At 55.6% G+C, this 25674-nt stretch carries 22 protein-coding genes and 3 pseudogenes; 6 read left to right on the top strand and 19 right to left on the bottom strand.

Annotated elements, in window-relative coordinates; all coding sequences use genetic code 11:
* Positions 1-675: 675 nt before the first annotated feature.
* A complete protein-coding gene (locus FVF58_RS52355; RefSeq protein WP_223191210.1) occupies positions 676-1197 on the bottom strand; it encodes an IS110 family RNA-guided transposase in 522 nt (173 codons plus the stop codon).
* A 21-nt stretch (positions 1198-1218) separates the two neighbouring features.
* Positions 1219-1479 carry an IS110 family transposase gene (locus FVF58_RS52350; protein WP_246217454.1) on the bottom strand — a complete coding sequence of 87 codons (261 nt, stop codon included), beginning with the start codon at positions 1477-1479 and terminating at the stop codon, positions 1219-1221.
* A gap of 658 nt (positions 1480-2137) precedes the next feature.
* Here FVF58_RS52350 and FVF58_RS42190 point away from each other — a divergent pair.
* Positions 2138-2746, top strand: coding sequence for a carboxymuconolactone decarboxylase family protein (locus FVF58_RS42190; RefSeq protein WP_149675568.1), 609 nt, complete (start codon positions 2138-2140; stop codon positions 2744-2746).
* A 196-nt stretch (positions 2747-2942) separates the two neighbouring features.
* Entirely contained in the window at positions 2943-4256 is a 1314-nt protein-coding gene (locus FVF58_RS42185) for an MFS transporter (protein WP_149675567.1), read from the top strand.
* Between the two features lie 681 nt (positions 4257-4937).
* Here FVF58_RS42185 and FVF58_RS51940 read toward each other — a convergent pair.
* Positions 4938-5108: a hypothetical protein gene (locus FVF58_RS51940; RefSeq protein ID WP_188131117.1), complete on the bottom strand. Its 171-nt coding sequence runs from the start codon at positions 5106-5108 to the stop codon at positions 4938-4940.
* On the opposite strand from FVF58_RS51940, the pseudogene FVF58_RS54560 reads away from it, so the two are divergent.
* The 3 genes and pseudogenes from FVF58_RS54560 to FVF58_RS42175 form a co-directional block, all read left to right on the top strand.
* Positions 5026-5748 (top strand): annotated as a pseudogene (locus FVF58_RS54560) (Tar ligand binding domain-containing protein); the annotation flags it as partial. The gene FVF58_RS51940 and the pseudogene FVF58_RS54560 sit on opposite strands and share 83 nt — an antisense overlap.
* Before the next feature lie 74 nt (positions 5749-5822).
* Positions 5823-6590 carry a methyl-accepting chemotaxis protein gene (locus FVF58_RS54555; protein ID WP_342802440.1) on the top strand — a complete coding sequence of 256 codons (768 nt, stop codon included), beginning with the start codon at positions 5823-5825 and terminating at the stop codon, positions 6588-6590.
* Positions 6591-7717: 1127 nt separating this feature from the next.
* Positions 7718-8527 carry an IclR family transcriptional regulator gene (locus FVF58_RS42175; protein WP_149675566.1) on the top strand — a complete coding sequence of 270 codons (810 nt, stop codon included), beginning with the start codon at positions 7718-7720 and terminating at the stop codon, positions 8525-8527.
* An 852-nt stretch (positions 8528-9379) separates the two neighbouring features.
* Here FVF58_RS42175 and FVF58_RS42170 read toward each other — a convergent pair.
* From FVF58_RS42170 to FVF58_RS42135, 8 genes are all read right to left on the bottom strand, one after another.
* Positions 9380-9961 (bottom strand): YceI family protein, encoded by a 582-nt coding sequence (locus FVF58_RS42170; RefSeq protein ID WP_246217448.1) that lies wholly within the window; start codon positions 9959-9961, stop codon positions 9380-9382.
* Positions 9962-9986: 25 nt separating this feature from the next.
* The gene (locus tag FVF58_RS42165; RefSeq protein ID WP_149675564.1) at positions 9987-10550 is read right to left on the bottom strand and encodes a YceI family protein; all 564 of its coding nucleotides are present in this window, start codon (positions 10548-10550) and stop codon (positions 9987-9989) included.
* Between the two features lie 54 nt (positions 10551-10604).
* Complete coding sequence (locus FVF58_RS42160) at positions 10605-11153, bottom strand: cytochrome b (protein ID WP_149675563.1); 549 nt, start codon at positions 11151-11153, stop codon at positions 10605-10607.
* Positions 11154-11350: 197 nt separating this feature from the next.
* Positions 11351-12514, bottom strand: a complete 1164-nt coding sequence (locus tag FVF58_RS42155; protein WP_149675562.1) for a porin — start codon at positions 12512-12514, stop codon at positions 11351-11353.
* A gap of 603 nt (positions 12515-13117) precedes the next feature.
* Positions 13118-13522 carry a nuclear transport factor 2 family protein gene (locus FVF58_RS42150; protein WP_149675561.1) on the bottom strand — a complete coding sequence of 135 codons (405 nt, stop codon included), beginning with the start codon at positions 13520-13522 and terminating at the stop codon, positions 13118-13120.
* Positions 13523-13559: 37 nt separating this feature from the next.
* Positions 13560-14171 carry a cysteine hydrolase family protein gene (locus FVF58_RS42145; RefSeq protein ID WP_149675560.1) on the bottom strand — a complete coding sequence of 204 codons (612 nt, stop codon included), beginning with the start codon at positions 14169-14171 and terminating at the stop codon, positions 13560-13562.
* Between the two features lie 75 nt (positions 14172-14246).
* Positions 14247-14834, bottom strand: a complete 588-nt coding sequence (locus tag FVF58_RS42140; protein WP_149675559.1) for a VOC family protein — start codon at positions 14832-14834, stop codon at positions 14247-14249.
* A gap of 159 nt (positions 14835-14993) precedes the next feature.
* Positions 14994-15485 carry a carboxymuconolactone decarboxylase family protein gene (locus FVF58_RS42135; protein WP_223191208.1) on the bottom strand — a complete coding sequence of 164 codons (492 nt, stop codon included), beginning with the start codon at positions 15483-15485 and terminating at the stop codon, positions 14994-14996.
* Between the two features lie 460 nt (positions 15486-15945).
* On the opposite strand from FVF58_RS42135, the pseudogene FVF58_RS42130 reads away from it, so the two are divergent.
* Positions 15946-17139, top strand: a pseudogene (locus FVF58_RS42130) (IS110 family RNA-guided transposase).
* A 1190-nt stretch (positions 17140-18329) separates the two neighbouring features.
* Here FVF58_RS42130 and FVF58_RS42120 read toward each other — a convergent pair.
* The 8 genes and pseudogenes from FVF58_RS42120 to FVF58_RS42090 form a co-directional block, all read right to left on the bottom strand.
* On the bottom strand, positions 18330-19538 hold the full coding sequence (locus FVF58_RS42120; RefSeq protein WP_149675557.1) for an ABC transporter substrate-binding protein: 1209 nt from the start codon (positions 19536-19538) through the stop codon (positions 18330-18332).
* Between the two features lie 469 nt (positions 19539-20007).
* Positions 20008-20122 (bottom strand): annotated as a pseudogene (locus tag FVF58_RS53565) (integrase core domain-containing protein); the annotation flags it as partial.
* 539 nt (positions 20123-20661) lie between these two features.
* Positions 20662-21219 (bottom strand): SRPBCC family protein, encoded by a 558-nt coding sequence (locus FVF58_RS55020; protein ID WP_149675556.1) that lies wholly within the window; start codon positions 21217-21219, stop codon positions 20662-20664.
* On the bottom strand, positions 21216-22877 hold the full coding sequence (locus FVF58_RS42110) for an FAD-dependent oxidoreductase (RefSeq protein ID WP_149675555.1): 1662 nt from the start codon (positions 22875-22877) through the stop codon (positions 21216-21218). Before FVF58_RS42110 ends, FVF58_RS55020 begins: the two co-directional genes overlap by 4 nt.
* A 27-nt stretch (positions 22878-22904) precedes the next feature.
* A complete protein-coding gene (locus FVF58_RS42105) occupies positions 22905-23666 on the bottom strand; it encodes an HpcH/HpaI aldolase family protein (RefSeq protein WP_149675554.1) in 762 nt (253 codons plus the stop codon).
* Positions 23659-24048, bottom strand: a complete 390-nt coding sequence (locus tag FVF58_RS42100; RefSeq protein ID WP_149675553.1) for a cupin domain-containing protein — start codon at positions 24046-24048, stop codon at positions 23659-23661. Before FVF58_RS42100 ends, FVF58_RS42105 begins: the two co-directional genes overlap by 8 nt.
* Before the next feature lie 42 nt (positions 24049-24090).
* On the bottom strand, positions 24091-24477 hold the full coding sequence (locus FVF58_RS42095; protein WP_149675552.1) for a cupin domain-containing protein: 387 nt from the start codon (positions 24475-24477) through the stop codon (positions 24091-24093).
* Positions 24478-24488: 11 nt separating this feature from the next.
* Positions 24489-25403, bottom strand: a complete 915-nt coding sequence (locus FVF58_RS42090) for a carboxymuconolactone decarboxylase family protein (protein ID WP_149675551.1) — start codon at positions 25401-25403, stop codon at positions 24489-24491.
* Positions 25404-25674: the final 271 nt, after the last annotated feature.

The raw sequence follows: 25674 nt of genomic DNA, 5'->3' as shown, positions 1-25674 counted from the left end.
ACACGGTTCAGCCACGCACGCTGCGCTTACGGAAGATACGTGCGGGTCGAAGCGTCACGGGGGGAGGGTGGCACGTTTGCGCTCTGCTTCTTTCGACACGCAGATGGTGCGTGGCGTGTATTTCCGCCTGATCGAGGCCGCGCAAACCCTATGCCTTCCTTAGGTCTGTTCAACCAGTACGTCGCCAATTGGTGAAGAGAAATACTGAATCGAATTTCTAACTCGGGACACTAGGGCCATTGGAATGAAGTCGAATGTCCCTGCCACGCCTTTGTCGCGAATGGACTTCAAATGCCACTGCTACTCACGATCGGCGGCAACGTCGTACCAACAGAGGCGGTGCACCTCGAGATTTCGTTCACTCCCCGGAAGCGGTCATTCGCCACCGGCTGGTTTGGGTGGCGTTCAGTGACATTCGGAATAGCCGCCAAAGCGCTTAGCGTACGAAATCTATGGTCGATCCACGAATTGCAAGCGAAGTTTTGTCATTGTCTGGAAGATGCGTCTGCATAAATCTAATCGGTCTCGACAACATGTTGCCGGCCGTGATGGGTATCCGCGCGCGATCGACCTTAGAAAATCCGCGGCTTCAGGGAGCCCTTTACGTACACAGGTTCACGATCGCGCCGATTGACTGTTCTTCCACACAACGTCGGTTGCAGTAACAGGTTGGGGTCAGGCTGAACGATAAATTTCTCCCTTGACAAGTGCGGCCCACGCGATTCGGGCGAGCTTGTTGGCTAGTGCGACGGTGGCAACGTTGGGATGGACGCGTGCCCCGAGCTCGGTGAGCCAGTTTGCCAACTGATGTTTTGAACGGCTCAGCTGACTGATGACACCGCGCGCCCCATGGACCAGCAGCTTGCGAACATAACTGTTCCCGCGGTGGCCGACGCCCAGGAGACGGGGCTTGCCGCCGGTGCTGAACTGCCGTGGCACGAGGCCAATCCAGGCGGCCAGATCACGGGCATGATTGAATTGCCTGGCGTCGCCGCCGGCGGCGACGAGTGCGGTGGCACTGAGCATGCCAATGCCGGGAATGCTGATGAGTCGTTCACAGAGTTCGCTGCTGCGCGCAATCAGCTCGACCTCATAGGTGAGCTTGCTGATCGCGTTGCCCAGTTCCCGCCACCGGCCGACGAGAATGTCCAGCAGACGCAGCATGAAACCCGACAGACCCGAGCTGGAGTCGTGCATGAGCCCCGGCAACCGGTGCTGCTAGTTCGCTCTGCCTTGTACGATCGTGACGCCGTTCTCGAGGAGAAACGCCCGGATCTGATTGATCTGCCCGGTCCGTTCGCGGATCATTCGATCGCGGGCACGTTGAAGAGCCTGCATGTCGAGCTCTTCAACCGATTTCACGCGGGAGAACCGCATGTGGCCTCGGATGGCAGCTTCTGCGATCGCATCAGCGTCGTTAAAGTCATTCTTGTTCGACTTGCAAAAGGGGGTAGCAAACTGGGCGGGAACAAGTCGCACAAAAGGGGGTAGCAAACTGGGCGGGAACAAGTCGCACGTCGTGGCCAAGCGCCTGCATCCTGGTCGCCACAAACTGCGTTCCGGCGCATGACTCCATTGCAACCAGTCCCGATTGCCGCTGCGCCATGTATTTCCAGAAGTGCGCCACGTGCCAGCTTGCGCCGGTCGACCTGATGACCATTCGCGTCCGTAACAACTACATGAAACCAGTTCTTGCCCGCGTCGATGCCGATCACTTGCGAATTGGCGGAGTTCATGACGGTGACCTCACATACGGGTTTCGGGGCTTCAGTATCCGCCTGATGAAAAGTGGGTGGACCATCCCAGTAAGTCCGAATCTTGAGGGCACGCCGTCATGGCGACATGCGTGGCGCGCGTCGAACCCGCGCGGGAGGCGGAAGGCGTGAGCTTCAACGGCCGTGGTGTTGGCGCGACGCAAAAGACGTCCAGTGCGTACTCGCCATTTGTCACCTGTTGTAGGCGAGAACCCTAAGAATCCGCGGCGAGAAACCCTAACATCCCGCTGGGACGGGCTGACCCGCATTGACATCGGCAACGGTCGAAATTATGATCTACGTAACGTTATTACTCTATACGTAATCGCGTTACGTAAATCAAAATCCGTTCGCAGGCGACGGAAACACAGGAGATGTTGATCATGCCGCGTTTGAAGCAAGTCTCTCGCGATGAAGTCGAATCGGCCCGGGTGCTGGCCGCATATAACCGGTTCTTTGGCGATCGCGATCCGGTTGCGCAACCGGGCACGGAGACCGGAACGCCGGGAAACTGGTGGACAGTCTTTGCACTTGATCCAAAGCTGGTCGAACTCATGCTTGATCGCCATGAATGGCAGTCAAGCCCGCAGCGGCAACTCCCTCCATTGCTCCGCGAGCTATGCCTGACACGCACAGGCTGGGCACGTGGATCAAAGTTCGTTTACTCGCAGCATTGCAAGCGGCTGCGCAAAGCGGGCGCTACGGAGGAGCAGGTGGCAGCAATTCCCGCATGGTCAAGTGCGCCTTGCTATTCGGAGGTCGAGCGGACCGTGCTCGGATATGCCGATGACCTCGTTCTGGCGGGTGGTCGCTGCAGCGATCAGCGTTTTGAGTGCCTCCGTAAATTTCTGTCGGACGTCGCGATCCTGGAACTTACCTACATGATCTGTACGTATAACATGTCCGCAACGATGAGCCGCGCATTGCGTCTCGAGTACGACGACTTCGACGACCCCGTGGTTGAGGTGCCAGTTCCTCAGGCGAGACGTTAAGCTGTAATACCACGCGATGGATCGACAATACTTTCATTGGAAAGCCACGGTGAGAAGTGATCTCTGTGCCTAAGCACTGTCTTCGAGGCCCCACCGCTTTCGCATCACCTGGCGTACTGACTAGTCTTCACACCGTGCGAGCAAATGGCTGCTCCTATGCAGTTGACTATGAAATATCAATTTAACTGGATCGGCAATGTCAATCATTAAGCAATCTGAAGCCATCCCTGAGCGTTCTTTCGGGATTGATGTTGCCGAAATACGTCTTGCATGGAGAATCCTCGTCGTTGGGGTGATCGGCCTTTCCGTAGCTCCGTCAGTCGTTTTCCTCTACAGCTTCGGCTCACTGACACTGCCCCTGCAGGCAGCGTTCGGCTGGAGTCGTCCCCAGCTGCAACTGGCGCTGAGCTTCTTCTTCGGCGGTGTCATCGTCGCGTTCCTTGTGGTTGGATGGCTTAATCGCCGTTGGGGGATGCGTCGTGTCACAGTATTGTCGCTGATCGGAACTGCGATTATCTGGGGGTCATTTCCGTTCATCGGGAATTCCATCTGGTGGCTCTATGCCTTGGCGTTCGTGGCACCCATTGTTGGAATGGGAACGCAACAGCTCACGTGGTCCAATCTCGTAGTTCTCTGGTTTGAGCGAAATCGCGGCCTTGCACTGTCAGTGATTTTCTGCGGTACTGCGTTGACAGCGTCTGTTTATCCGCCGGTGCTCGCCTGGCTTATCAATCGCTGGAGCTGGCAGATCGGTTTCGCGTTTCTCGCGATTGTTCCGGTTGTGGTCGTGTTGCCGTTGACATTGTGCTGGTTCAAGGTGCCAGGTGAGGTTCTCCGTGAGTCGTCCGCTGCGCCTGGTGAAGCACTTGGTCGGCAATCCGGTTTGAGCTATGCGGACGGGATTCGAGCGACGAGATATTGGGTCCTCGTGGCGGCGATTTCATTGGCTTCGGCGGCGAGTCTTTCAATGGTCAGCTTCGCAGTGCCATTGCTGCGCGACAAAGGATTCTCTGCGGTTGACGCCGCCGCGATCGTAAGTGCATATGGGATCGCGGTACTCACAAGTCGACCACTTGTGGGATACCTCGTCGATCGGCTCTGGGCTCCCGCAGTCCTTTCCTTCGTCATTCTGCTGCCTGCGCTTGCTTGCGCAATCCTTGCCACTTCAGGCCAAGAAGAGTCCACCATGCTCGTGATTGCGATGGTCCTATTGGGTATCGGTACCGGAGCCGAAGTTGATACGGCGGCGTATCTCGTGTCGCGCTACTTCGGCACCTGTGACTTCGGCAGGCTTTTCGGAACACTGGCCTCTTGTAGTTCGTTTGCCTGCATGCTCGCTCCGCTCCTTTTCAGTCGCATGTATGCCTCAACCGGAGGATACACGTCCTCACTCATTGTTTGCAGCGCATTTTGTAGTGCTGCCTCCGCACTCCTGCTGACACTGGGCCGATATCCAAAATTTCAACGCTCTGTGTTCGATGGGGGAAGGAATATGGTGAACGCGACCTGATCTACATGGGAGTGGTGACTTGCGCGGGCGGATGAGTTCTGGGTCGCAGTATCTGCAAGCGGGGTTTGCCGCGTTGACGACTTATGTGTCGACCGTCCGTGTATTGGGGAAAGTCGGTGCTCGGAGGCATACTGTCGATTGCAGCGACCCGGCACGACTTTGCCGCGCTAGTCATCGCCATTGATGGCCACAACGTTCGACTCGCAGAGCACGAGAGACGTCTTAATGGCTGGCAACGGCGGTACGCAAGATTGTACGCTAACGTCTCTCTCTCCCTCGGCGCAAGACCGCGCGTCGCGCCCAGATCGAGTTTGTGATCGCGGCAAGTGCAGACACAACTAGCGACTAGAAATCAATGGTCGAGGTCGCAGACTGGAACAGGCATGTTGCAACCAGTTGGCCGCGTACAGTTGCAGTCGAGAGCTCCCCGTCAATCGCACGCACACAGCAATTTGCGCTCCCGTTGCCTCTTCGGGCCCTGTCGCCGATTCGGTCTATTACAAAGATGCCGACTGACGAACAAGCGGCTTGAGTGATTCCGCCGAGTAAGTCGGCGGGAAATGACTCCAGCTTTGACGGTATAGCGAGTGTATCCGATGGTGGCTTAGAGCAAGAAAGCAAGCGGGACGGGCCTGTTGCGCGTCGCGACTCCGGGTTCATGCACTCGTGGTGCCGGCATCATCAGCGTCCAGCCCAGTTGAGGGGCGTCGGCTCGATCGCATGCGAGCCCAACAGGATTGGCTCATCCGAATCAACTTCTTCCAACAACATGTTCAAAACCATAAGCATACGTGTCCGCCTAGCGCTGGCGATGAGCTTCTTGGGTGTACTGCTGATAATCGGCGGCGCCATGGGTATCGCCGGGGTATCGATGAGCAACGACGATGTGAAGAAACTTTATGCCGGCCGTCTAGCCTCCTCCGAGGCACTAGCTCAGGCAAACATAGCACTATCAAGAGCTCGCCTTCGGCTGTATCGCGTCGCACTTGATCCGACCAGTCCGCAAGTGCCTGAGGAAGCGCGAGCCGCGCGTAATCTGCTGAACGCATCGCAGAGGGCGTTGGACACATATCGCGCGCTGCCGTTCTCCGGACCTGATGAAGAGCGCCGAGCGACCGAGGCGAATACGAAGTTCGACGCATTCGTTACCAGCGGTCTTGAGCCGATGTTCAACGCAATTGCCACTCGTGACGCAACTAGAATCGTCGATGTCTGGTTGCGCCTACCACCGTCGCTGTTCTTTGAAGTCTCCGGCAGAATGGACTCACTTGGTAACATCCAAGTAAACGCTGCGCGGGCGACGTTTGACTCGGCGCAGATCCGGTTCCACTGGTTTGTCGGTATAGCTATCGCCGGGGCACTAACGGCAGTAGCTGCAGCAGTGTTCGCATGGTGGTCGCTGCAGCGGGCGATTGGCGCGCCGCTCGAACAGGCGCTTCGACACTTCAGGGCGATTGCTGACGGCGACCTGACCACCCATGTCGAGGTTCAGACGGACGATGAGATGGGACAGCTGATGGCCGGTCTGCAGATGATGCAACGCAAGCTGGCTCAGGCTTTAGTGTCGTGCAGGACGGCTGCCGGACAATTGATACCGTCGCCCATGAGATCTCGGCCGGCAACATCGATCTATCTCAACGAACGGAGGAGCAGGCCGCGTCGCTGGAGGAGACTGCCGCGTCAATGGAGGAATTGGCGTCGAGGGTTCGTCAGAATGCCGACAACGCCAACCAGATCAACCAGGTCGTCACCGGCACAGCGCTTCTCACTGAGCAGGGCAATGAGGCTACGGCGCAAGCGGTACAGACCATGCGTGCGCTGTCTGATTCATCCGGCAAGATCGCTCAGATTACCAACGTGATCGAAGGGATTGCATTTCAGACAAATATTCTGTCGTTAAATGCTGCGGTCGAGGCGGCGCGCGCAGGCGAGCAGGGGCGAGGATTTGCAGTAGTCGCCAGCGAAGTGCGCGCGCTTGCACAACGAAGCGCTAGTGCCTCCAGGGAGATCAAAGAACTAATTGCAGATTCAGTGAGTCGGGTCGAGAGCGGTGCGAGACAAGTCCATCGGGCAACCGAGACGATGATCGCCATTTTGCGGGAGGTGCGAAGAGTGAGCGACTTAATGAGCGAGATTGCCGCCGCATCCGACGAGCAGTCAAAGGGAATCGAGCAAGTCAATCAGGCTGTTACGCAAATGGATCAGGTGACCCAGCAGAACGCGGCGCTAGTCGAACAAGCTGCAGCTGCGGCACTATCGCTTAAGGAACAGACCGGTTATCTGCATGGTGCCGTATCGGCATTCAAGCTCTGTGATACCGGACCCTCAACCTAGCGCCAGGTCGCTTAGCTGTGCAGGTCGCACGCGATCGCATCGAATCGCCGACTACAAATGTAAGATAAGGTAGCCGGGCGGTCGGACCAGTGCCATCGGGGTACGGCTATCGTGACTTCGGAAATTGCGGCCGATCATGCGCGGAGTTCGTCTAACGGCAACATAGACTGTGAAGGGTCTAGCATTTTTCCAAATGCAGTTAAAGCCGTGGAGAGAAAGTCGGCCACCCAATTTCACCCATTGACACCGTCGTCATGGCTCTTGTGGTGCGTTGGTGGCCACGGCATATGGCCCACCAAAGGTGCTAGCAGACGATTGCCCTGTTGGCACTTGGGAAACGAAGGGCGGCACACAGTAACTGCTCCCGACACTGGACAATATCCGGCTCTCGCGGAACTGGGTGAACCCTTCCCAAATCTTTTTCCGCCACACTTGTTCGGCTCTTTTTCCGGCTGATGCGGCGACAGCCCCCCAACAGCAACATCTACCGACACGCACGTCAGTCAAAAAGGCCGCGCTCGCTGGCACACGCCGGTCGATTGAGAGCAGCGCTCGACATCTGCAAATTCCAGTTCCCGACGGAGGCGAGGAGAGCCTGCGGCTCTAATCTTCGGCATGATCGTGACGGACAGTTCATGCCGCAAGCGGTGACAGGTCACTAGGTCTTCTGCGTAAGAATGTTGGCCAAGGGACTCATTTCACGCTGCCACGCGGGTACAGATCTCAAATAGACACGCAGGGCGCCCATTGCCGAATACGAAGCTCCGACGCATCTCAAGCCGCAACCGATCCCAGTTAATCCAATCGACTGATTACACCAACGGATGCTTCAGATTGATCTGATCAGGCAGCGACTGCGAAGAATGCCCCTTGGCTCGATGCACCTGCGGGCCGATCCGCTCCTCGCCAAAAAAATGTGGGAATATGCCGGACCTTGCGGTCCCAGAACGCCATTTCGACCGCAACGCCCCATTAGACTACGACTTCCAGGTTGTTCCACTTCGGCTGCGTAACATTTCCGTCCGAAATCCCCGCAACTCCCGCGGCAAACTCTGCGCGGACGCGTATAGTAACGATCTGTGCGACAACACTGATTTGCGTTTGTGCCAATCAAAGAAGGAAGAGCTATGCCGAGTGCGCGTAATGGTAACGAAGATACAGATGCAAAGCATGGGGTGCAAGCTGCCGAAACTGTCTTGCAGGTGCTAACTAGCTTCATTGATGCAGAGCCAATGCCGACGTTGAAGAATCTCTCAGAGAGGATCGGCATGCATCCCGCGAAGGCTCACCGATATCTTGTGAGCCTGTGCCGTATGGGCTATGTTGAGCAGGATCCCGAAACCAGCAGGTATCGGCTCGGCCCACTATCCTTGCGCCTCGGCTTGGCTGCCATTTCAACAGTCGACGTTATCCGCGTTGCCAAGCCAATGATGCATGAATTCTGCGAAGCGCTCGGTCACACAACCATTCTGGCAATTTGGAACAACGGGCCGACCATCGTACTGAAGGAAACTGCGGGGCGGTTCGTGATGCTAACCGCAGTTGAGGGTGCCGTTCTACCCCTCTTTCGAACAGCCATTGGGCGCACGTTTGGCGCCTGGATGCCTCGTAAAAGAACCGAGAACCTGCTAGCGCGCGAACTTGCACAATACGATCCGCATCCTAAGCCGGGCTTCCCCACTAATTTTGATGAGGCAGAGCTACTGTTCAGCGAAATACGCAAGCGCGGCCTAGCGCGTATCACAGATGACCAATCGAAATCGATTCACGCACTAAGCGCCCCGATATTCGATGGCAGCAGTGAGCTTGTGGCTGCTCTGTGCGTTGTCGGTCCTGCTGGCGAGTTTGATTCTTCGTGGTCTGGCACAACTGCAAAGGGGTTGCAGAGAGCCGCTGGGCTGGTTTCCAAAGCACTCGGTTATTCGGCAAAAGCCTGACCTCGCGTCTTAAATGTGCCCTTGAGTGTCGACGCACAGAAGTGAGCCTCGCTGACTGGCTTTCCCTCCGTCAACATGCGAGTCTCGCGTTACGCCGCCCGGTTGAAGGCCTCGAAACTGCCACTAACCAGATCACCCATCCGGCCAGGTGTACCCGGCCCCGATCGCGTCGGCCCGCTCTCCCGCAGGAGGCGAGCTACCCGTGCGCTGCAAGTCTAACCTGCGTAGCGTAGTTCACCGGACATGCGCGGCGATCGATAAACACCATCGCTAGGCGCATATGAATCTCGGATCAAATCTGGAAGCCAACGATTCTCGGTTGGCTCGACCAACGCCCGCCTATGCAACCACCCTCCAAGCGCTGCCCATGCAACCTCGAATACGCCGCCCGTCGTGCCCATAAAAAAGACGCGACGAAGTGGCACGTTGACCTGCCCCTGCAAACCGGGCCATCCAGAGTCTAGTACAGCTCGTTCTCGGAGAAGAAGACGAACATGAAGATGCGTTTTAAGGAAGAACAAATCATCGGGTTTCTGAAGGAGGCCTAGGTATGCCAATTAGCGAACCGCCCAGGAAGCACGGATTTGGTGATGCGTCGCTCAACACCTGGCACGCGAAGCTCAGCGACATGGAGGTGTCGGAGTCTCTCCGCTTGAGGCGAGTCAATAGCCGCCGATCAGATAGCAGGACACGTCTGGCGCGTCATCTCCGGAATTTGACCGTCAGCCGCGCTTGCACATCGGGGCTGACGGACCAACCGAAAGTCGAGGGTAGCCATCGCATCAGGCACTGAAAGCGGGTCGCCGAAAGCTTTTTAACCACGCCAAGGCTCACCGAGGCGTCGCGGCGCCTCTATTGTTTGATACCCTCCGCCTGAATATGAAGAGTTGTGTTCATATTAAATCCATGGTCCTTCGCGATTGCCAAGCCGAAATCACTCCGATCAAAAACTGCGGTTGACTCAGTTCCACATACCTCTTTCTTTAACAGCGGACTCTCGATGCACTTGAAAGATTGAATCTTTAGTTCTACGGGCATAGTTACTCCATGAAGCGTCAGGTTCCCAAGAACGGCTACAGGTACGTCGCCCTTAAAGACGACCTCTGTGCTTTTGTAGGTTGCCACAGGATAGCTGTCGACATCGAAAACAGTCTTCGATCGCAAGATATCGTCTAACTGATGATTACCAGTATCCACTGATGACATATCTATCGTGACATCCAGCGCCCCGCTCTGCCGTGCCCGGTCAAGCAACATCACGCCGCTACTCTTGTTGAATTTCCCGCGCCAGATCGACACCCCATTATAGTGATCCGCTTCAAAACTCGGATACGTATGAGTTGGGTCAAGTTTGTACGTGACCTCCACTGCTTGTGCGGTGATTGAAAGAGCAGCACAAGCCGCCGCACAAGCACACAGATATCTTCCGTTCAAGCTAGTCTCCCACATAAGAATTATGCTACTTCACGAAACTGACGAGATGAAATCGAATATCGACATCGTTTGCTACCACCGATGTGTCGGTCCACTCGCCCGACCCAATGCCGTACTCCTTCCTCCGGATGGTCAGCTTCCCGTCGCATATTGTCGAACTACCGTTCTGAGTAACGGATACGGGAACCGTTACAGTTCGCGAAGTCCCCTTAATGCTTAGCACTCCCATAACTTCGTATTTGTCGCCAGCGATCGCCTTAATCGACTGCGAGACAAAAGTTGCAACGGGAAACTTACCGCTATCAAACCAGTCCTTACCTTGAACCTGCTCGTTGTATGTAGGGTCGCCCAAATCGTAGCTTCCCGTCTCGATGGACACTTTCGCGCTCGACGCGACGGGATTTGCTGCATTCAGATCTATCCGGGCATCGATCTTACGGAATTGCCCTTCGACGGGTGCGCCCATCTGCGTAGAAGTGGCCGTGATCTTACTTTGCTTCATATCGATCTGCGGTTGACCAGCGTAAGTCTCTCGGGCGCCCGGCACGGCAACCAACGTAATCAAAAAAGCCACCAAAAAACCTTTCATATATCCTCCAACACGTCATAGACGTAACCAGCGTTGACCACTCTCGAACAATATTTATTTTATGAACGGCACCATTCTCTTCAAAATTCCATCTCGGTCTATGAACTGGTGCTTAAGTGCAGCAAGAAAATGAAGGCAAACAAGTGAAAGCAGACTGTAGTTGAGAATTAAATGTACCGTTCGCAGAGTCGCCTTGAGGGCTTGATTCGGCTCAATGATGGTAGGCAGTGGAACCAAGCCAAGATATACCACCTGTATCCCGGCAGCCGAACTGTATAGGTATCCAGAAATCGGAATGACCAGCATCAGGCCGTATAAACTCAGATGCACCAGGCCAGCCGCTGTACGCTGCCAACCCAACTCGCGGACTGCCGTTTGCGGCGGCCGATGGCTGATACGCCACGCAATGCGGAACAGCGTCAGTGTAAAGATCGTTACACCGATCCATTTGTGCCACGAGAAGTATCGAAGCTTTGCTGGAGTGAAGCCGGGTATATCCGTCATAATCCAGCCGAGACAGAAACCCCATATGATCAGTATAGCTATCAACCAGTGCAGCCCGATCATTGTTCGGTCGTAGCGCTCCAATGGCACCGAGTTCATTCCATATCCTCAATCGAATAGCAGTATTCCAGTCACACGAAATCGCGCTGTGCTGAAGAAAACTAATATCTGAACAAACACCCTGCTAACCTGACAGACTTCAAGCACCTCTGGCAGCCTAACAAAAGGCAAAATGAAACATGTATATCAGCCGGGCGACGCAGAGTCCGTTAAGTCACCATCGACAATAAACAAACTCAGAATTTCGTTTGCAATGCCAATCTGACACCAACCTGATGATTGTTGCTAGACGGGCTCGCCCACGTGAGATTCGCAACTGCAGAGCCGCCGCCAGAATTGACCCCGGAAGCATGCTGGTAGACTGCTGTCGCGTACACCATCGTGCGCTTCGACAAAAGATGATTGATGCCCAACGCCACCTGGTTGTACGTTGCACCACCATCTGAATTGACGGAGCTTCGCCTGGTGTAGTTGTACGCTGCGGCCAACGTTGTGAATGGAGACAAGTGAAATGTTACGAATGGCTCAACGTTATTGAAGGCAGCTGTTCCACGGAGGCCCGGCTTTGCACCCAGATTGCCAGGATTGGCGCCAAGATCCACGAACCGCGTGTTTGAGTAATCCAGGCCTAGAGTAAAATTACCCAAGTCATATGTCGCGACGGTCGCGAAGATTCTCGAGCTACCAGCAGAACTGTACGCGCTAAATATTGGTGAGCTTATCGCGGCGGGCGCATTCGCGCCGTTGTTAAATTGTGAGAGGTAGGGGTCTTGCCAGTCTTGATATGCAGCGCCAAGGTTGAACGCTCCACCTGAGTATAGCGCGCCAAAGCCGAAGCCCGAGTTTCGATTGAAATCGCCCGGCTGTCCGCCGAGCCCGTACATCCCGCCGAATGTCAGGCCATTGTAGTTAATGCTGGTCCATTTAACTGCATTGTTAAGGCGGAATGAGCTGTCCAGATTGTCAACATCGCCTGCGTGGGCTCCGAAGGTTCCTGCCCAAGTCTCAGAAGGTACAAGTAGTCCAACATAGTCAAGAAGGCTAACGGTTTGGCGCCCCAACTTCAAGCTGCCGAGCTCATTTGATGCCAGCCCGACGTAGGCAAGGCGTCCGAAGAACAATCCCGATTGAGTCAGAGCTCCTGTGCTGGTATTGAAGCCGCTTTCAAGCTGGAAGATCGCAGAATAACCGCCGCCGAGATCTTCGACGCCCTTCAATCCCCATCTACTGCCGAGGATGAAGCCAGCTGAGTTGCTCAGCGCTATCTGTCTGCCGCCCCCCGCGTTACTGATATAGTTCAGGCCATCGTCGATGATCCCGTACAGTGTAACGCTACTCGCGGCCTGAGCCGATCCCATTGACGCGCCCAGTAGGAGCGCCGTGAAAACTACCTTCTTCATGCTAGTGTCTCCGTTTATATTTTAGTATATAAAGAATATCGTTTAACGAAACAAATCATCAATTTGGTTTATCTTTACTAGATGCATTCGTCGAATAGTCAAAATAGAAACCCTTACCCGTCGCAATCCCCACCGACTGTTAGCCAATCCAACCGGGAGGAACGCAATCACGATTCCGACGCAAAAGCAGCTTAGAGCAAGTTGCAACTGAGGCCGCGACCACCCAAAGGCCGAATGCAATGGATGGTTGAGTGAGCTGAAGCAGTATAGAAAGAAGATAGATGGAGCAGCAGGGATACCCAGCATCCCAATGAGGATGATCCGCCACGCCGACCGAATCTCGTTCACTTCAATTCCGAGTAGCCGACTGCTGCTAGAAGTCAACTGACTTGCACTCTTCATTTCAGATCCGATGAAGCTGGAGAAGCACGGCTATTCGCTGAGAGCCAACCAAACTGTGCTGGCACTGTCGTTAATCGACGGCTCCGCTGACTCGCGATCGCATCGACGACCTGCGATCGCGCCTCGACTACATTCCCACGAGATGCTCTTTTGCCGCCCTGTCTTTCGCATAGAAACCGACGACGGGCGATAAGCTCACAGCTAGAGAACTCGCAATGCGCGGCTGCGGAAGCGCCAAGATGAGTTAACCTTTACCAATTCGTCTTGATAGAGGCCGTGAACGACAATGGCCAGCTTGCCGGTTGCGCGATCGACTCCAACAACGAGCACCGCGCAGCCACCCGTCGCCTCGCCGCTACCGCCCTCCAGACGGATTTCGTCGTTCCAGTGTTGTTGCTCCATAACCGGATGCGCTGGCAGCTTCTCCGATCGCTCCTTCACAAAGCTCTCGAGCTCTGCGCGACCACGATACTCCCTGACCGGATGTGCGAACACGCCATCTGCGGTGAATGTGTCGGCCCATGCAGATGGGTCACTTTCATCAATTGATTTATTGTATGCACGATAAAGGTCAATAATACTAAGCTTATCGTTGGGCTCAAGCATGATCGGCTCCTATGAATTACTTTGGGTTGCACTGAAACTAGAGAATCTCGAGATGTGCCTCAAACTCTGCACTTGTCATTACGGTCGACTGGCGCGGGAAGATCTTTGAAATGAGACAGTCGTGCACTTCCTGGTCGGGATCTGCACATGCGTCCGACAGAACGATTACACGGTAGTCCAAGTCGTGTGCCTCCCGTACTGTCGTAAGTACCACGCCTCCTGTGTGGACGCCAGCAAGCACCAGGGTCTCCACTCCGAGCGTCTTTAGTTGGGCATCGAGGTCAGTGGTCGAGAACGCGCCAACTCGAGTCTTTCGCACCACAATGTCACCGCTCGCCGGTGCAATAGCAGCGTGCACAGCGGTTTTAGGGGATACGTTGGACGTATCCACACGCGCAGCCTTGATGCGTGCACCCATTGCGCTATGCGCGGGAAAACGGTCGTAGTCAGACTCCTCAAATGCGACGCGTACATAGCAAATGCGTCCACCTTTCTCCCGCAGCGCATCAATGGCGTTACGCGCCGCGTCAATGAAGTCCATGGAACCCCCAAGGGAGCCAGTGATGGACGCTTGGTAATCCATTGCGAGGATTGCTGTCTTACGGGGGGCAATCGCTTTTGGTTCAGTCACGATGTCTATATTTTGCATCGCTCTTCGCGACCGGTTGAACGACATTGGCGGATTTGTAGGGCGCGCGTGGAGCTGTCACGTGCCGGCTAGCCACTAGGATCTCGCTACTGCGTCGTTTGGCCAGGCGCGCCATTCCGGCATCCACGCATTGAATTCGATTTGGATCCCGTCAGGATCAAAGAAGTACACGGAGTCCATCAGGGCTCCCTCGCGTGGACGCATATACTTGTTCTCACTAACCGTTCCCCGCATCCCGTGCGGAAGACTAGCATCTTGATATCGGACGATGTGACGATAATCAATCCCCTCTTTCGTGAGCTTTTCACAGTATTCCTCAATTCGATCTGGATCTACCCGAAGATCAAGATGAAGCATCGCTCCAATGGGCCTTGCACGCGGGTTGCTGACCTTCGGCATGACCGGCATATCGCTAGACGTGATCGATTGATAGCCGTTCTTCCACCAGAACATCGCAATATGCGCATCGGGGTTTGAGGAGTCACCCACGCCGAAGAACCAATGTTGCCCGATCAGCTCTCCTTTATCGTCGAAATACTCCAACGTGTGCAAAATCGGCATGCCCAGACGATGATGGTAAAAGTCAACCGTCGCAACCATATCGCTGCAAACCAGAGCTATATGATCAAGTCCTTGAAACTCGAATTTAGGATTCCTATTCATTTAACAACTCCATTATGTTTGTCCTTGATGTACACCTTTAATCAGCCGCCCGCTTTCCAGTCTTTTGGAACTCGACCACTGGCTCCTCAAGATCGTCGTGTTCCAGGCGCAGGGCTCGGCTCACCGTAGACACCATGGCATAGGTGCAAATCGCGTATGTCAGTTCCAATATTGCGGCATCGGAGAGACATTCGCGGGGTCGCTCAAAGCGTGTGTCACCCAGACGACCACCTGCCAGGAGAAGGTCGTCTGCATAGCCGAGTACCGTACGCTCCTTTTCGAATAACAAGTCGCGCTCGCCCAGTCGCGTATAGCTGAGACCTGCTCGTCCGAAGCACCGACTTTACGCAATCGCTTGCAATGTTGAGAGAAGACAAACTTCGATCCGCGCGCCCATCCGGCCCGCGTTAAACACAACTCGCGCAACAGCGGATCAATGCGCCGCTGAGGAGCGGTCTGCCACTCAACCCGATCAAGAACCAGCTCAGAAAGCCGCGGATCAAGGGCGAAGACGGTCCACCAGTTTCCTGGCGCGCCGCTTGGTGTACCGGGATAGATAACCGGATCGCGATCACCAAAGAACCGGTCATATGCTGCCAGCACACGAACCGATTCGACTTCGTCCCGGTGGACCTGTTGCAAGCGTGGCACGACCGACATCTCCTGTGCTTTTGTGATTGCGAAAAGATACCAAGAGGGTTTCGTCTGGATTACTCTATACGTAATCGCATTACTTATATAGTAATAACGAGGTTGGCCTATGTCAACCACAAACTGCGGGCTGAGCATGTTGAACAGAATGCCGGCGGCTGTTTTGCGCGGTTCCGTCGCGAGCCCAAGGGTTTCCCCCCTAGGCGACTGAGAGTTCACGTAACGATGCCCCCGCTACTATCTTCACTCCTCGACAATCGAGGATTTGGCCAGCTAGGCCCGGCATGATTCTCGCCCCCAGTCGCAGTCATGATCCGGGGGGTGTTGTCACCGGGCCTGGTGGGTGGCTGGTGATCGCTAATAGGGGCTCGGCCGCGATATCTTGAGGCCGTCCGTAACGTGGATGCCGAGACTTGCCACCGATGTTGCAGGCCAAACCGTTCAACCTGTAAAACCTTCGATGCAAGAAAACCAACAACATAGCTCCGTCGACGTATTCGTCGGCGTCGATGTCGGTAAAGGCCACCATCACGCCGTCGCCCTCGATCGGACTGGAAAGCGCCTGTAGAACAAGGCACTGCCCAACGATGAGGTCAAGCTGCGCGCCCTCATCACCGAACTCAAGACGCACGGCCAACTCCTGTTCGTCGTCGATCAGCCCGCTACCATCGGCGCGTTGCCCGTGGCAGTCGCCCGTGATGAAGGTGTCCTGGTCGCGTATCTACCGGGTCTGGCTATGCGCCGCATCGCCGACCTGCACGCCGGTGAAGCCAAGACCGATGCCCGCGATGCCGCCATCATTGCTGAAGCCGCGCGCTCGATGCCGCATACGCTGCGCTCACTTCGATTGGCTGACGAACCGCTCGCCGAACTCACCATGCTGTGCGGCTTGGACGACGATCTCGCGGCACAGATCACGCAGACCAGCAACCGCATTCGTGGCCTGCTCACCCAGATCCATCCGGCGCTAGAACGGGTTCTGGGACCGCGCCTCGACCATCCGGCCGTGCTTGATCTGCTTGAGCGATACCCTTCACCCGCCGAGCTCGCCTCAGCCAGCGAGAGATCACTCGCCAACCGCCTCACCAAACTCGCACCTCGCATGGGCAAAAGCTTGGCTGCCGAAATCGTCCAGGCGCTCAGCGAACAGGCGGTGATCGTGCCCGGTACTCAGGCAGCAACCATCGTCATGCCGCGTCTTGCACAGCAGCTCGCGTCCTCGCGCAAGCAACGCGAGGAAGTTGAATGCATGGTTCACGCACACCCTCTTTGGCCGGTCCTGACCAGCGTGCCGGGAGTCGGCGTCAGGACTGCCGCCAGACTCCTCACTGAAGTCGCTCACAAAGCGTTCGCATCAGCCGCGCACCTGGCTGCCTACGCCGGCCTCGCCCCGGTCACCCGACGCTCGGGCTCATCCATTCGAGGCGAACATCCGTCCCGACGGGGTAACAAGGTGCCGAAGAGAGCGCTCTTCCTCTCTGCCTTCGCTGCCCTGCGCGACCCAATCTCACGGGACTATTACGCGCGCAAGGTCCAACAGGGTAAGCGCCACAATCAGGCGCTCATCGCTCTCGCCCGACGACGCTGCGACGTGCTGTTCGCCATGCTGCGCGACGGCACCCTCTACCAACCGAAACCCGCCTCTACTGCTTGACGAATCACATAGGGGCACCCCCCCGAAACGCCGGTTACAGACAACCCGAAGAATTCCTTCGGCTTACGAATCGCCTAGCAGACAAAAGTCGCTTCGTGGTTTCCTAGGTAGGCGATCAATTAGCAACGCGTATCAGACCGAGGGAGATTCGGATGCTGGTATGCTCCAAGGCATGAGCGTGGTTAGTTGTCGGCCATTACAACGAGCGGCGAATTCTCGAAGAGTGCGACGAAATAGCGGTATACATCGGTGCAGTTCGGCTTACAGCACTCTACGATGAATGGCGATTCGCACTGGCGTGCACACAGGCAACCGTATCAGCGAGCGGCCAGCACTTGCGACCAATGACGAACCCGTCCTCCAAACCGACGCGAACAAAGCGTGCGGCCAGCGTATTCGATGAGATGTCGCCACCGAAGCGCCGCAGCTGCTTAGCCTGCCAGTAAAGCGGGATACTTACGATCCCGCACGAGTGCACTCGGCATCGTCGATTAGACCGTCTTCGTGCGTCGCCCGCTCAGCCGATCCGCCCTTCACACCGTCGTGGGTGTTTTTGGATAGCGGCAGGGTAGGTCCCGGCAGGGTAGGGCCCGTCAAGCAACCGGTGTAGTTGCTCGACGATGAGAGCCATAATTTCGCCCCACCCGAGTATCTTCATGCAGCCGCAACGCTGGCCATCAAATACGAACAGAGCCGCCACCATCGGGTTCAGCCGCTTTATCCGTTTAGACCAGAATCGACAGTCCGCGAATCGTCATCAGAACAGTAAGCTCCCTTGCGTCAATTGTTCTATCAAAGGGCGCGTCGCAAAGACCAGCACGCGATCAATCGCCTTCCCGCAGTGATATTTCAAACCTCATATCCCGCCCCAAAACGTGGCTCCCCCGAATGGTGGTTCATGCGCCGCACCTTCAAGTCGCAAAAATATCGTGTTCGCTGCTCTCCTGAGGAGCCTTTACGTATCACGCTTTGCGTTAATGATCGCACGACCACCCGGGTGTGCAGTCTATGGTTATCGCGCCAATTGCTATTCCGCGGGTCATCCCGGTCATCTTGGCGCCGGCACCAGTCAATTGCAAATGGCACGCGAGCAGGACGACATTCACAGAGAGTTCCCGCTGTTCTCAGAGGTATGTACTGATTTTCTAACGCAAATGCATTTCAGAATATCACGGCCCGGCCATATCCTTCTACTTCCAGAGCGAACAGACTGATTCGGATTTTGACGTAAAGGCACGCTCCCCCGGAACCTCTTTAATCACTTTAAAAAAGTCCCATGGGTATCTTGACTCACGAGGTTCCTTGACCTGCATAAGATACATCGAATGTACCATTCGACCATCTGGGCGAATGTATCCGTCCTTCGTGAACATGTCGTGGATTCCGCTACTCTTCATCTGTTTGACGACGACAGTGCCGTCCGTGCTACCTGTCGCCTTTACAGCGGATAGATATTGCAACGTCGATGAATATATGGCTGCCTGAACGCCAGACGGCATCTTCCTCATCTTTTCAAAGAATCGCTTCGACCACGCTCGGCTCTCGGCATTCATATCCCAGTACCAGCTATCTGTCAGATACATATTCTGCGTTAGAGACAAACCCAACGATTTGATGTCGGAGACTGTCATCAACATGCCGACCATCCTCATCGCTTTAGTAACTCCAAACTCATTGGCGGATTTGATCGCGTTGACGGTATCAGCACCCGCATCTGCCAGACCGAGTATCTCTGCCCCGCTGCTCTGCGCTTTCATAATGTACGACGAGAAATCCGACGTCGCTGCGGGATGCCTGGCTATGCCGACGACTCGGCCGCCATTCTCAGTGATAACCTTCGTTGCGTCCTTTGTCATCGACGCACCAAATGCGGTGTCAAGCGCCAATATAAACCACGTCTTCCCGCCATCTTTCACGGTAGCCTCGCCAGCAACCCTTGCTAACGCGGTCGTGTCGTACGCGTAGTGAATTGTGTATGGCGTACAGTCCTCATTTGTTAGGCGCGTGGTTCCTGCTGCATTGACGATGAAGGGTGTTTTTCTCTCAGCCGCGACTCTGGCCATGGCCAGATTCGCCGCCGACGCGCCGCCCCCGAACAATACGTTCACTCCGTTTTGGTCAATCCACTCTCGGGATTTAGTAGCGGCTAAGTCCGTTTTGTTCTGGTGATCGAACACGAGCAGCTCGATTCTCTTCCCACCAACACTGCCCCCGAAGTCGGCGACCGCCATTCGGATGGCTTCTGCGCCGCCTGGGCCGTCAATATCGGAGTATGGACCAGACATGTCGGTTATAAACCCGATCGTAATTGCAGCACTCTGTGCGGCAGCCTCATGAACGGGCATACATGTCACAGACAAAACGGCCAACGCTACGACGACCTTCGCGATTCCTCTCATCGTTGTCTCCTCTTGTGCGCCTTGTTATGCATGCTAGAACCACTCGATCATCCAACTCTAGACAAGGTCATAGTCGCAGTCCAATACCAAGAGGCTTCTACTGATATAACCAAATGTGATCGTCGCTTATGTCTAGTACTACTGTGCCACAAGGTCATGTGGCGTGTCACAGCCATGCGGGCATCTCGGTAATCGCGTGGAGATATGTGCAGCGATTCGCCTACGGGGCGTTGGGATCCGGTCAGATGGCCGCGAGCCGCGTCCGATGTAGCGGCCGGGAAAGGCCGGTGCACCGTGAATCTCGAAGTTTTCTGACAACCTACTACATGACGATGTTCGACGCGAATGCCGGCATAGGATAGACGGGCCACTATTCGGGTGCCTGAACGCACCGCCGTCCCAAACCGGCGGCGGTCGAGGCGACACAGATCGCGCAATTGCGGGCAAACGCTGCCGGTGTCATCCACTACAACGCAGAATGGACATACCCTGTCACAGTACTCACGCCAGAGTTCTCGCTTCCACCTCGCGGCCTCCATCGATAAGAACCAGCCGGAGTCCAAACACTCCTCGGGGAAGCGTCCGGCGAGGCGCGTGGTACTTGACTTGCAGCGTCGGCACGGCTGTATTGTCGACGACTCAGTCGGCGGTGCGCCGCACGATTTCGACCCGCAAAACCTGCGCCCGGCGCTGGCTGGCGGCGCGGAGTCAGCGCCGTGAGTTCTGCGCGCTGCCTCGCCCGGAACAAGTTCTGCCTCGCTTCTTCCGCTCTCGACCGCCACGTCGAGCCCACAACGGCCGATCACGCGAAGCAGATCATTCAACGAATCTCTCGACTCGCTTCATTTATCAAGCAGGATTGTCTCCGTCTCGAGATTCTGCCGAAAATCAGTAAGCCAGGGGACGCCACGCTGATTTCCGCTAGGCATGCCTCCGCACTGTCATGGCTGTCAATATCAGAGAAGGGCCCTACATGTCGACTATAACCCCGATCTCAACCGCGTCACCCTGTGCGGCGGCCTCGCGAAATGGCATATGTGCCACTGATAGAACGCCCAGCGCGACGACGATTTTCACGACTTCCCTAAGCGTTGCCCCGTTCTGCGCCCCCCCGGTTGCTATGTCACGCCCTCCTTCCACATAGCTGAAGAAAGCTCCGATACCATCTACGGATCCGCGTCCACATTCTAACTTCTCCGCTATTGCGATCTACACTTCTCTCACTCCCGCTAGGGGAAGTAGCAACTGCCCCCCCGAGGGCTTTGGACAGATTGCGGGAGAACTCGTCCGCGACTCTTTGTAGTACGGGGTGTGCCATAGCCGTTAAGACCGTACTCATCGATCCGGTAACTTCGGCGGCCAGTTTCAACTTTACAGCGGTCCCTGCTGGGCTATCAGTGATATGAAATGATCCATTGCCATGGAATGGCTCTTGGCGCGCCTTCAACGTAAACTCGACTGCCTGATTTATCACCCACTCGTTAACCTTTACGTTGATGACCACGGGGCGTGAGAATGGCCCCATCTGAACATTTAGTGTCCACACAGAGTTGTCACGGTCTAGCTCATCGTGACTCATGTATCCGGGCATCTGGTTCGCCCAGTTTCCAATAGTCTCGACAAATCGCCAGACGTCGCTAACGTCAGCGCGGACAAGGATATCGCGTTCAGTGGCAATCATTTGGACCCACCGCTGGATACATAGTCGGACTCCTGCGCGACATTAATGCCCGCAATATAGCCAAACGTCATAGCTGGACCGAGGGTGGCGCCGCGCGCGTAATATCCGGGGCCCGTTATGCTCGCGGCCACATTCCCCGCCGCATACAGACCAGGGATCGGTGCGCCCGAGACGTGCAGCACCTGTGCCTTGTGATTAGTTTTCGGGCCGCCCTTTGTGCCCAAAGCGCCACTGTGAATCGGAATGGCGTAGAAGGGAGGCTTCTCGATTGTGCCAAGGTTTGCGATGCCCGCCTCGCGATCCCCCTGAAAGCGGTCGAAGGCGCTGCGCCCTTTGCCAAAATCGTCGTCGACCCCGGCGCTCACAAAGCCGTTCCATCGATCGACGGTCGCACGGAGCCCTTCCGCGTCGATTCCCACTTTCGCAGCCAGACCCTCTAGCGTCCCGGCACTGATGAGCCAGTCCGGGTCCGGATCCTCCGGCATCGTCGTGCCCAGGACATACTTGGAGCGATACTGAGCATCGAGGATTGCCCATGCTGGCAAGTTCTTGAAAACCGGGGCATCAGTTGCAATCTCCTGAAGCTTGCGTCCCATAGAGTTATAGTTTGCTGCCTCATTCACGAATCGCTTGCCAGCTGCATTGACCCAGATCACGTGAGGTCCATTGCGCTCTGCGACGATGGCTCGGGACAAAGGCCTCCCTTCGTAGGACTCACCGGGGATCATAAGAGAGGGGTAGTGCCAAATTTCGCTCATGTTCGTCAGCGAGGCGCCGACTTCCATCGCCATCAACAGACCATCGCCCTCGTTGAAAGGCGGTGAGTTCGGATTCTCGATGGGAGCTGGGAGAAATTGCGCCTGCAGTTGCCGATTCCATTCAAAACCTGCGCTGGCCAGCACCACGCCGCGTTTGGCGCCAAAGGCTCTCTTCGAACCGTCAGCAGATTCAACAAGGACCCCGACGATTCGGCCATTCTCGACGACGAGCTTTCTTGCTCGACTCTCAAGAATGATCGGAATATTCCGATCAAGAACCGCCCTTAGAAGGCCAGCAGCCAGCGCCTGACCCAGGGTCACAACTCCACTCATCATCCGCTCAGCCGCGAGATCCTGTGGAATCGTCCATGGACGATAAAACGCGTCGTATTTGCCGAATGCTTCTTGCCGCGTGATTGGAAATGCAAAAGCATTGGGCGGGCGCAACTTACTCTGCCATTCGCCAAGCAACCCAGTATCGAAGGGCTGAGGTTCAATCGATCGCCCGCCAAGCCGGGCTCCCGGTATCTCCGGCTGATAGTCAGGTGCGGTCATCGCGCCAAACATGAGCGGCGTATGTTCTTCAAGGTAACGGATGGTGGTTGCCGCCGTATCGACAAACGTTTCGATCAAGATATCGTCGACACGTCCCATCGAAAGCCGCTTGCAATACTCAAGTGCATCGTCTCGGCTGTCTGTGAAGCCGAGATCCGCCATCCGATGATTCAAGGGAATCCAGATCCCGCCTCCAGAAACAGCGGTGGTGCCACCGACTTTTTCCGTTCTTTCTACAATGGCCACGCGAGCGCCATTGTCATGTGCCAAAATTGCAGCCGTCAGTCCTGCAGCCCCAGAGCCGACGACAACAACATCCGCCTCTTGATCCCATTTCGTAGCCATATCTAACTTCACCGAAAGAACACTCAACTAGTTCGCAAGCGAACTCACCAGATTGCGGAAGTGCCTTAACACTGCTGACTGGTCTGAGCCCACCACAATAAAATCCATTCCCTGCTCCAAGTAGCGAGCTGCCTCTTCGCGATCAGCTGCGAAGATGCCTACCGGCTTTCCCGCTACCTTGCACGCGGCGGCTACATGGTTTACAGCCTCGTTGACCACGTGCGCTTCGACAGAGTCGAGACCAAGGGAGACTGCAAGGTCAGCACGCCCAATGAGGAATCCATCCACCTCTGCAAGCGCTGCCAGCGCATCTACACCGTTTACAGCTTCCGCGTCCTCAATCTGACAGATGATGGTAGCCTCCCGGTCGGCCCGCTCGATATGTGCGTTCATGTCATAGCAACCATATCCTCCAGCACGGGGCGAATTCGAGTACCCGCGACCGCCGCCGACATACGATGCCGCACGTCGCGCTTCGCGCGCGGTACGAGACTCGTTCACCTTGGGGATGATTACGCCTGTTGCTCCCAAGTCCAACACATTCTGGATTTCCGGCGCAGAAGACCCCGACGTACGGATGAGAACATCGAGCCCGCATGCGCGAGCTGCCAGCACACACATGTCTATCTGTGCGCGGTCGAATGGCGCGTGCTCTGCGTCGATGACTGCGAAGTCAAGGTTCGATCTGGCGATTACCTCGACGATAGCGTGAGAGGGCGTTTTTACAAATGTTCCCAGCAATGGTTTCCCGTCGACTAATCGCTTGCGCAGCGTAGATGGATTAAACATCGGGCAGCCTCACAATTTCCCCTGAAAATTCATTGACCTGATATTCCACAAGGTGCAAGTAGTCTTCACGCACGGGAGAAAAAATGTCGAGATTCAAAGCGACCTCAGATCCAATCGGCTCGACGTAGTGCTCCGTGTTAGGTGGCACTCGCAGCATGGAGCCCGCTGTCATATGAAAGGTCTCCTCGCCCACGTGATAGGCAAACTCGCCTCGAATACAAACGACGATTTGCTCGAACTTGTGCGAGTGTGGCCTCACCGTCATGCCAGGTGAAATCCAGTTCATCACGAGAATCGCGTCTTGACCTCTAAATCCACAACGCTCAACCCCTTCGCGCACCTCTTCCCGGGGTAGTTGATTCCAGTTATACATCTTGCTCATACGAGTCGCCTCTGGGTCAGCATCTCTGTCCAGTCACCTGATCTACTTCTCTTCGACAATGCTCGTCGCGAACGCAGCGGGAGATACAATTTCCAGAACCTCCAGATCATCACTGTGTCGCAGCTCACGGTGGCGCACGTTTGGTGGTTGAAATGCCGACCCTCCCTTCTCCAGCCTGACCACGCCGATATCCTCATACTCGAACTCGACCCAACCCTGAAGCACGAAGAACAGCTGAAATCCGACGGTGTGGGTATGCCACAGAGGTTCCACTTCTTTGCCGGCGACCGCGCGAATGACATGTGCAGCATACATACCACCAGTCGCTTCCTTAACTCCTGTGTCTCGATATTCAAAATACTCTCGGAGACCCGGGGCGAAGTCGCTGCCGTCTAGAGCCGCATTTTTTACTGTCGTTGTCATTTTCATTTTGATGTCCTTTATTCCGTGTCCATCGGCCACTCGGTAGCAAGGGCTGCCAGTGCCACTCGGGCGCTTGGCCAGCCGCCGTAGAGGGCAGCCGTGATGATTGTTTCCTGTACCTGGATGCGCTGACAGCCGATCCTTCGCGCGGCCGAAATCCACCGTTGAGCCATCCACGTGCGTCCTAGTGCCGTACACATTGCGATGACGGTCAGTACCTTCGTCTCCACCGGAATGAGATTGCGCTCCGAAAACAGATATCCGAAAACCCAAGTGACCATTTCCTTCCGAAAGTCATCCCCTGGGGGAAGTTCAAGGTCGTCGAAATCACCGTCGGGGTTACCAAATAGCCGATTCGCCATCTCGCATGCGACAGTGTAGATGTCTTCCCTCGTACTTGGCTGCGGGGACGAACTGGCCTGTTCATCAACGAGCCCCCGCCGCCTTTCGAACACTTCATCCATCATCATCAATGAGCCGCGCGATACCGGAAAACCGCCGATATGCGATACGAGGGCTCCGAGCTCTTTGAGCTGGTCCTCCGACCAGCCCAGGTTGCGACACGCATTTGCCCACGTGGGAAGCACGTTCTCTCGCATGAGTACAGCCAGTGCTGATACCACCATCAGGCCGCGCATCTTGAGATCAAGGCCGTCTCGGCCATAGTACTGGCCGAAGATATAGACACTGCAACGTTCGGCGTAGACATCGTTCCCACCCTTCTCGCCGATCAACCCCCATCGGCCAAACAGCGGGTACTGAACCTTCTCTAGCGCCTCGTCGAGAAACTGTTCACTGAATCCTTCCTGATGCATGCGACGCTGCGTGACATGAGGTTTGCTCACGAACTCGGGATCAAAATCGCCGATATAAAGGCTATGAACATTGTGGCCTTGACCAACCAGTTGGGTCTGGGGCTTCTCCACTGCCATACAAATCTCCTAATATTTGACGCACCATTTACTAACACCGCTCTGTTCTCGAACTTTAGGCAAGGTCGCCGACTCGGTCCAATACCAAGTGACTCCAACTGATATAACAAAAGCTGATCGACTGACTTGCCTGTGGCGAAGCGTCGGCCCTAGCAGGCTGCGGAAATACCTCGCACTGAAGTCATCGCGACGGATAGCAAAAGCGTTGATGTAAGAAGCTCACCCACCACGAAATTATGCGCGGCGCCGACACATTCACCGAGAGTTTGTT

The sequence above is a fragment of the Paraburkholderia panacisoli genome (assembly GCF_008369935.1).
Classification (GTDB): Bacteria; Pseudomonadota; Gammaproteobacteria; order Burkholderiales; family Burkholderiaceae; genus Paraburkholderia; species Paraburkholderia panacisoli.
The sequence above is the reverse complement of the archived record's forward strand: the minus strand, read 5'-3'. Positions and strand labels throughout refer to the sequence as shown.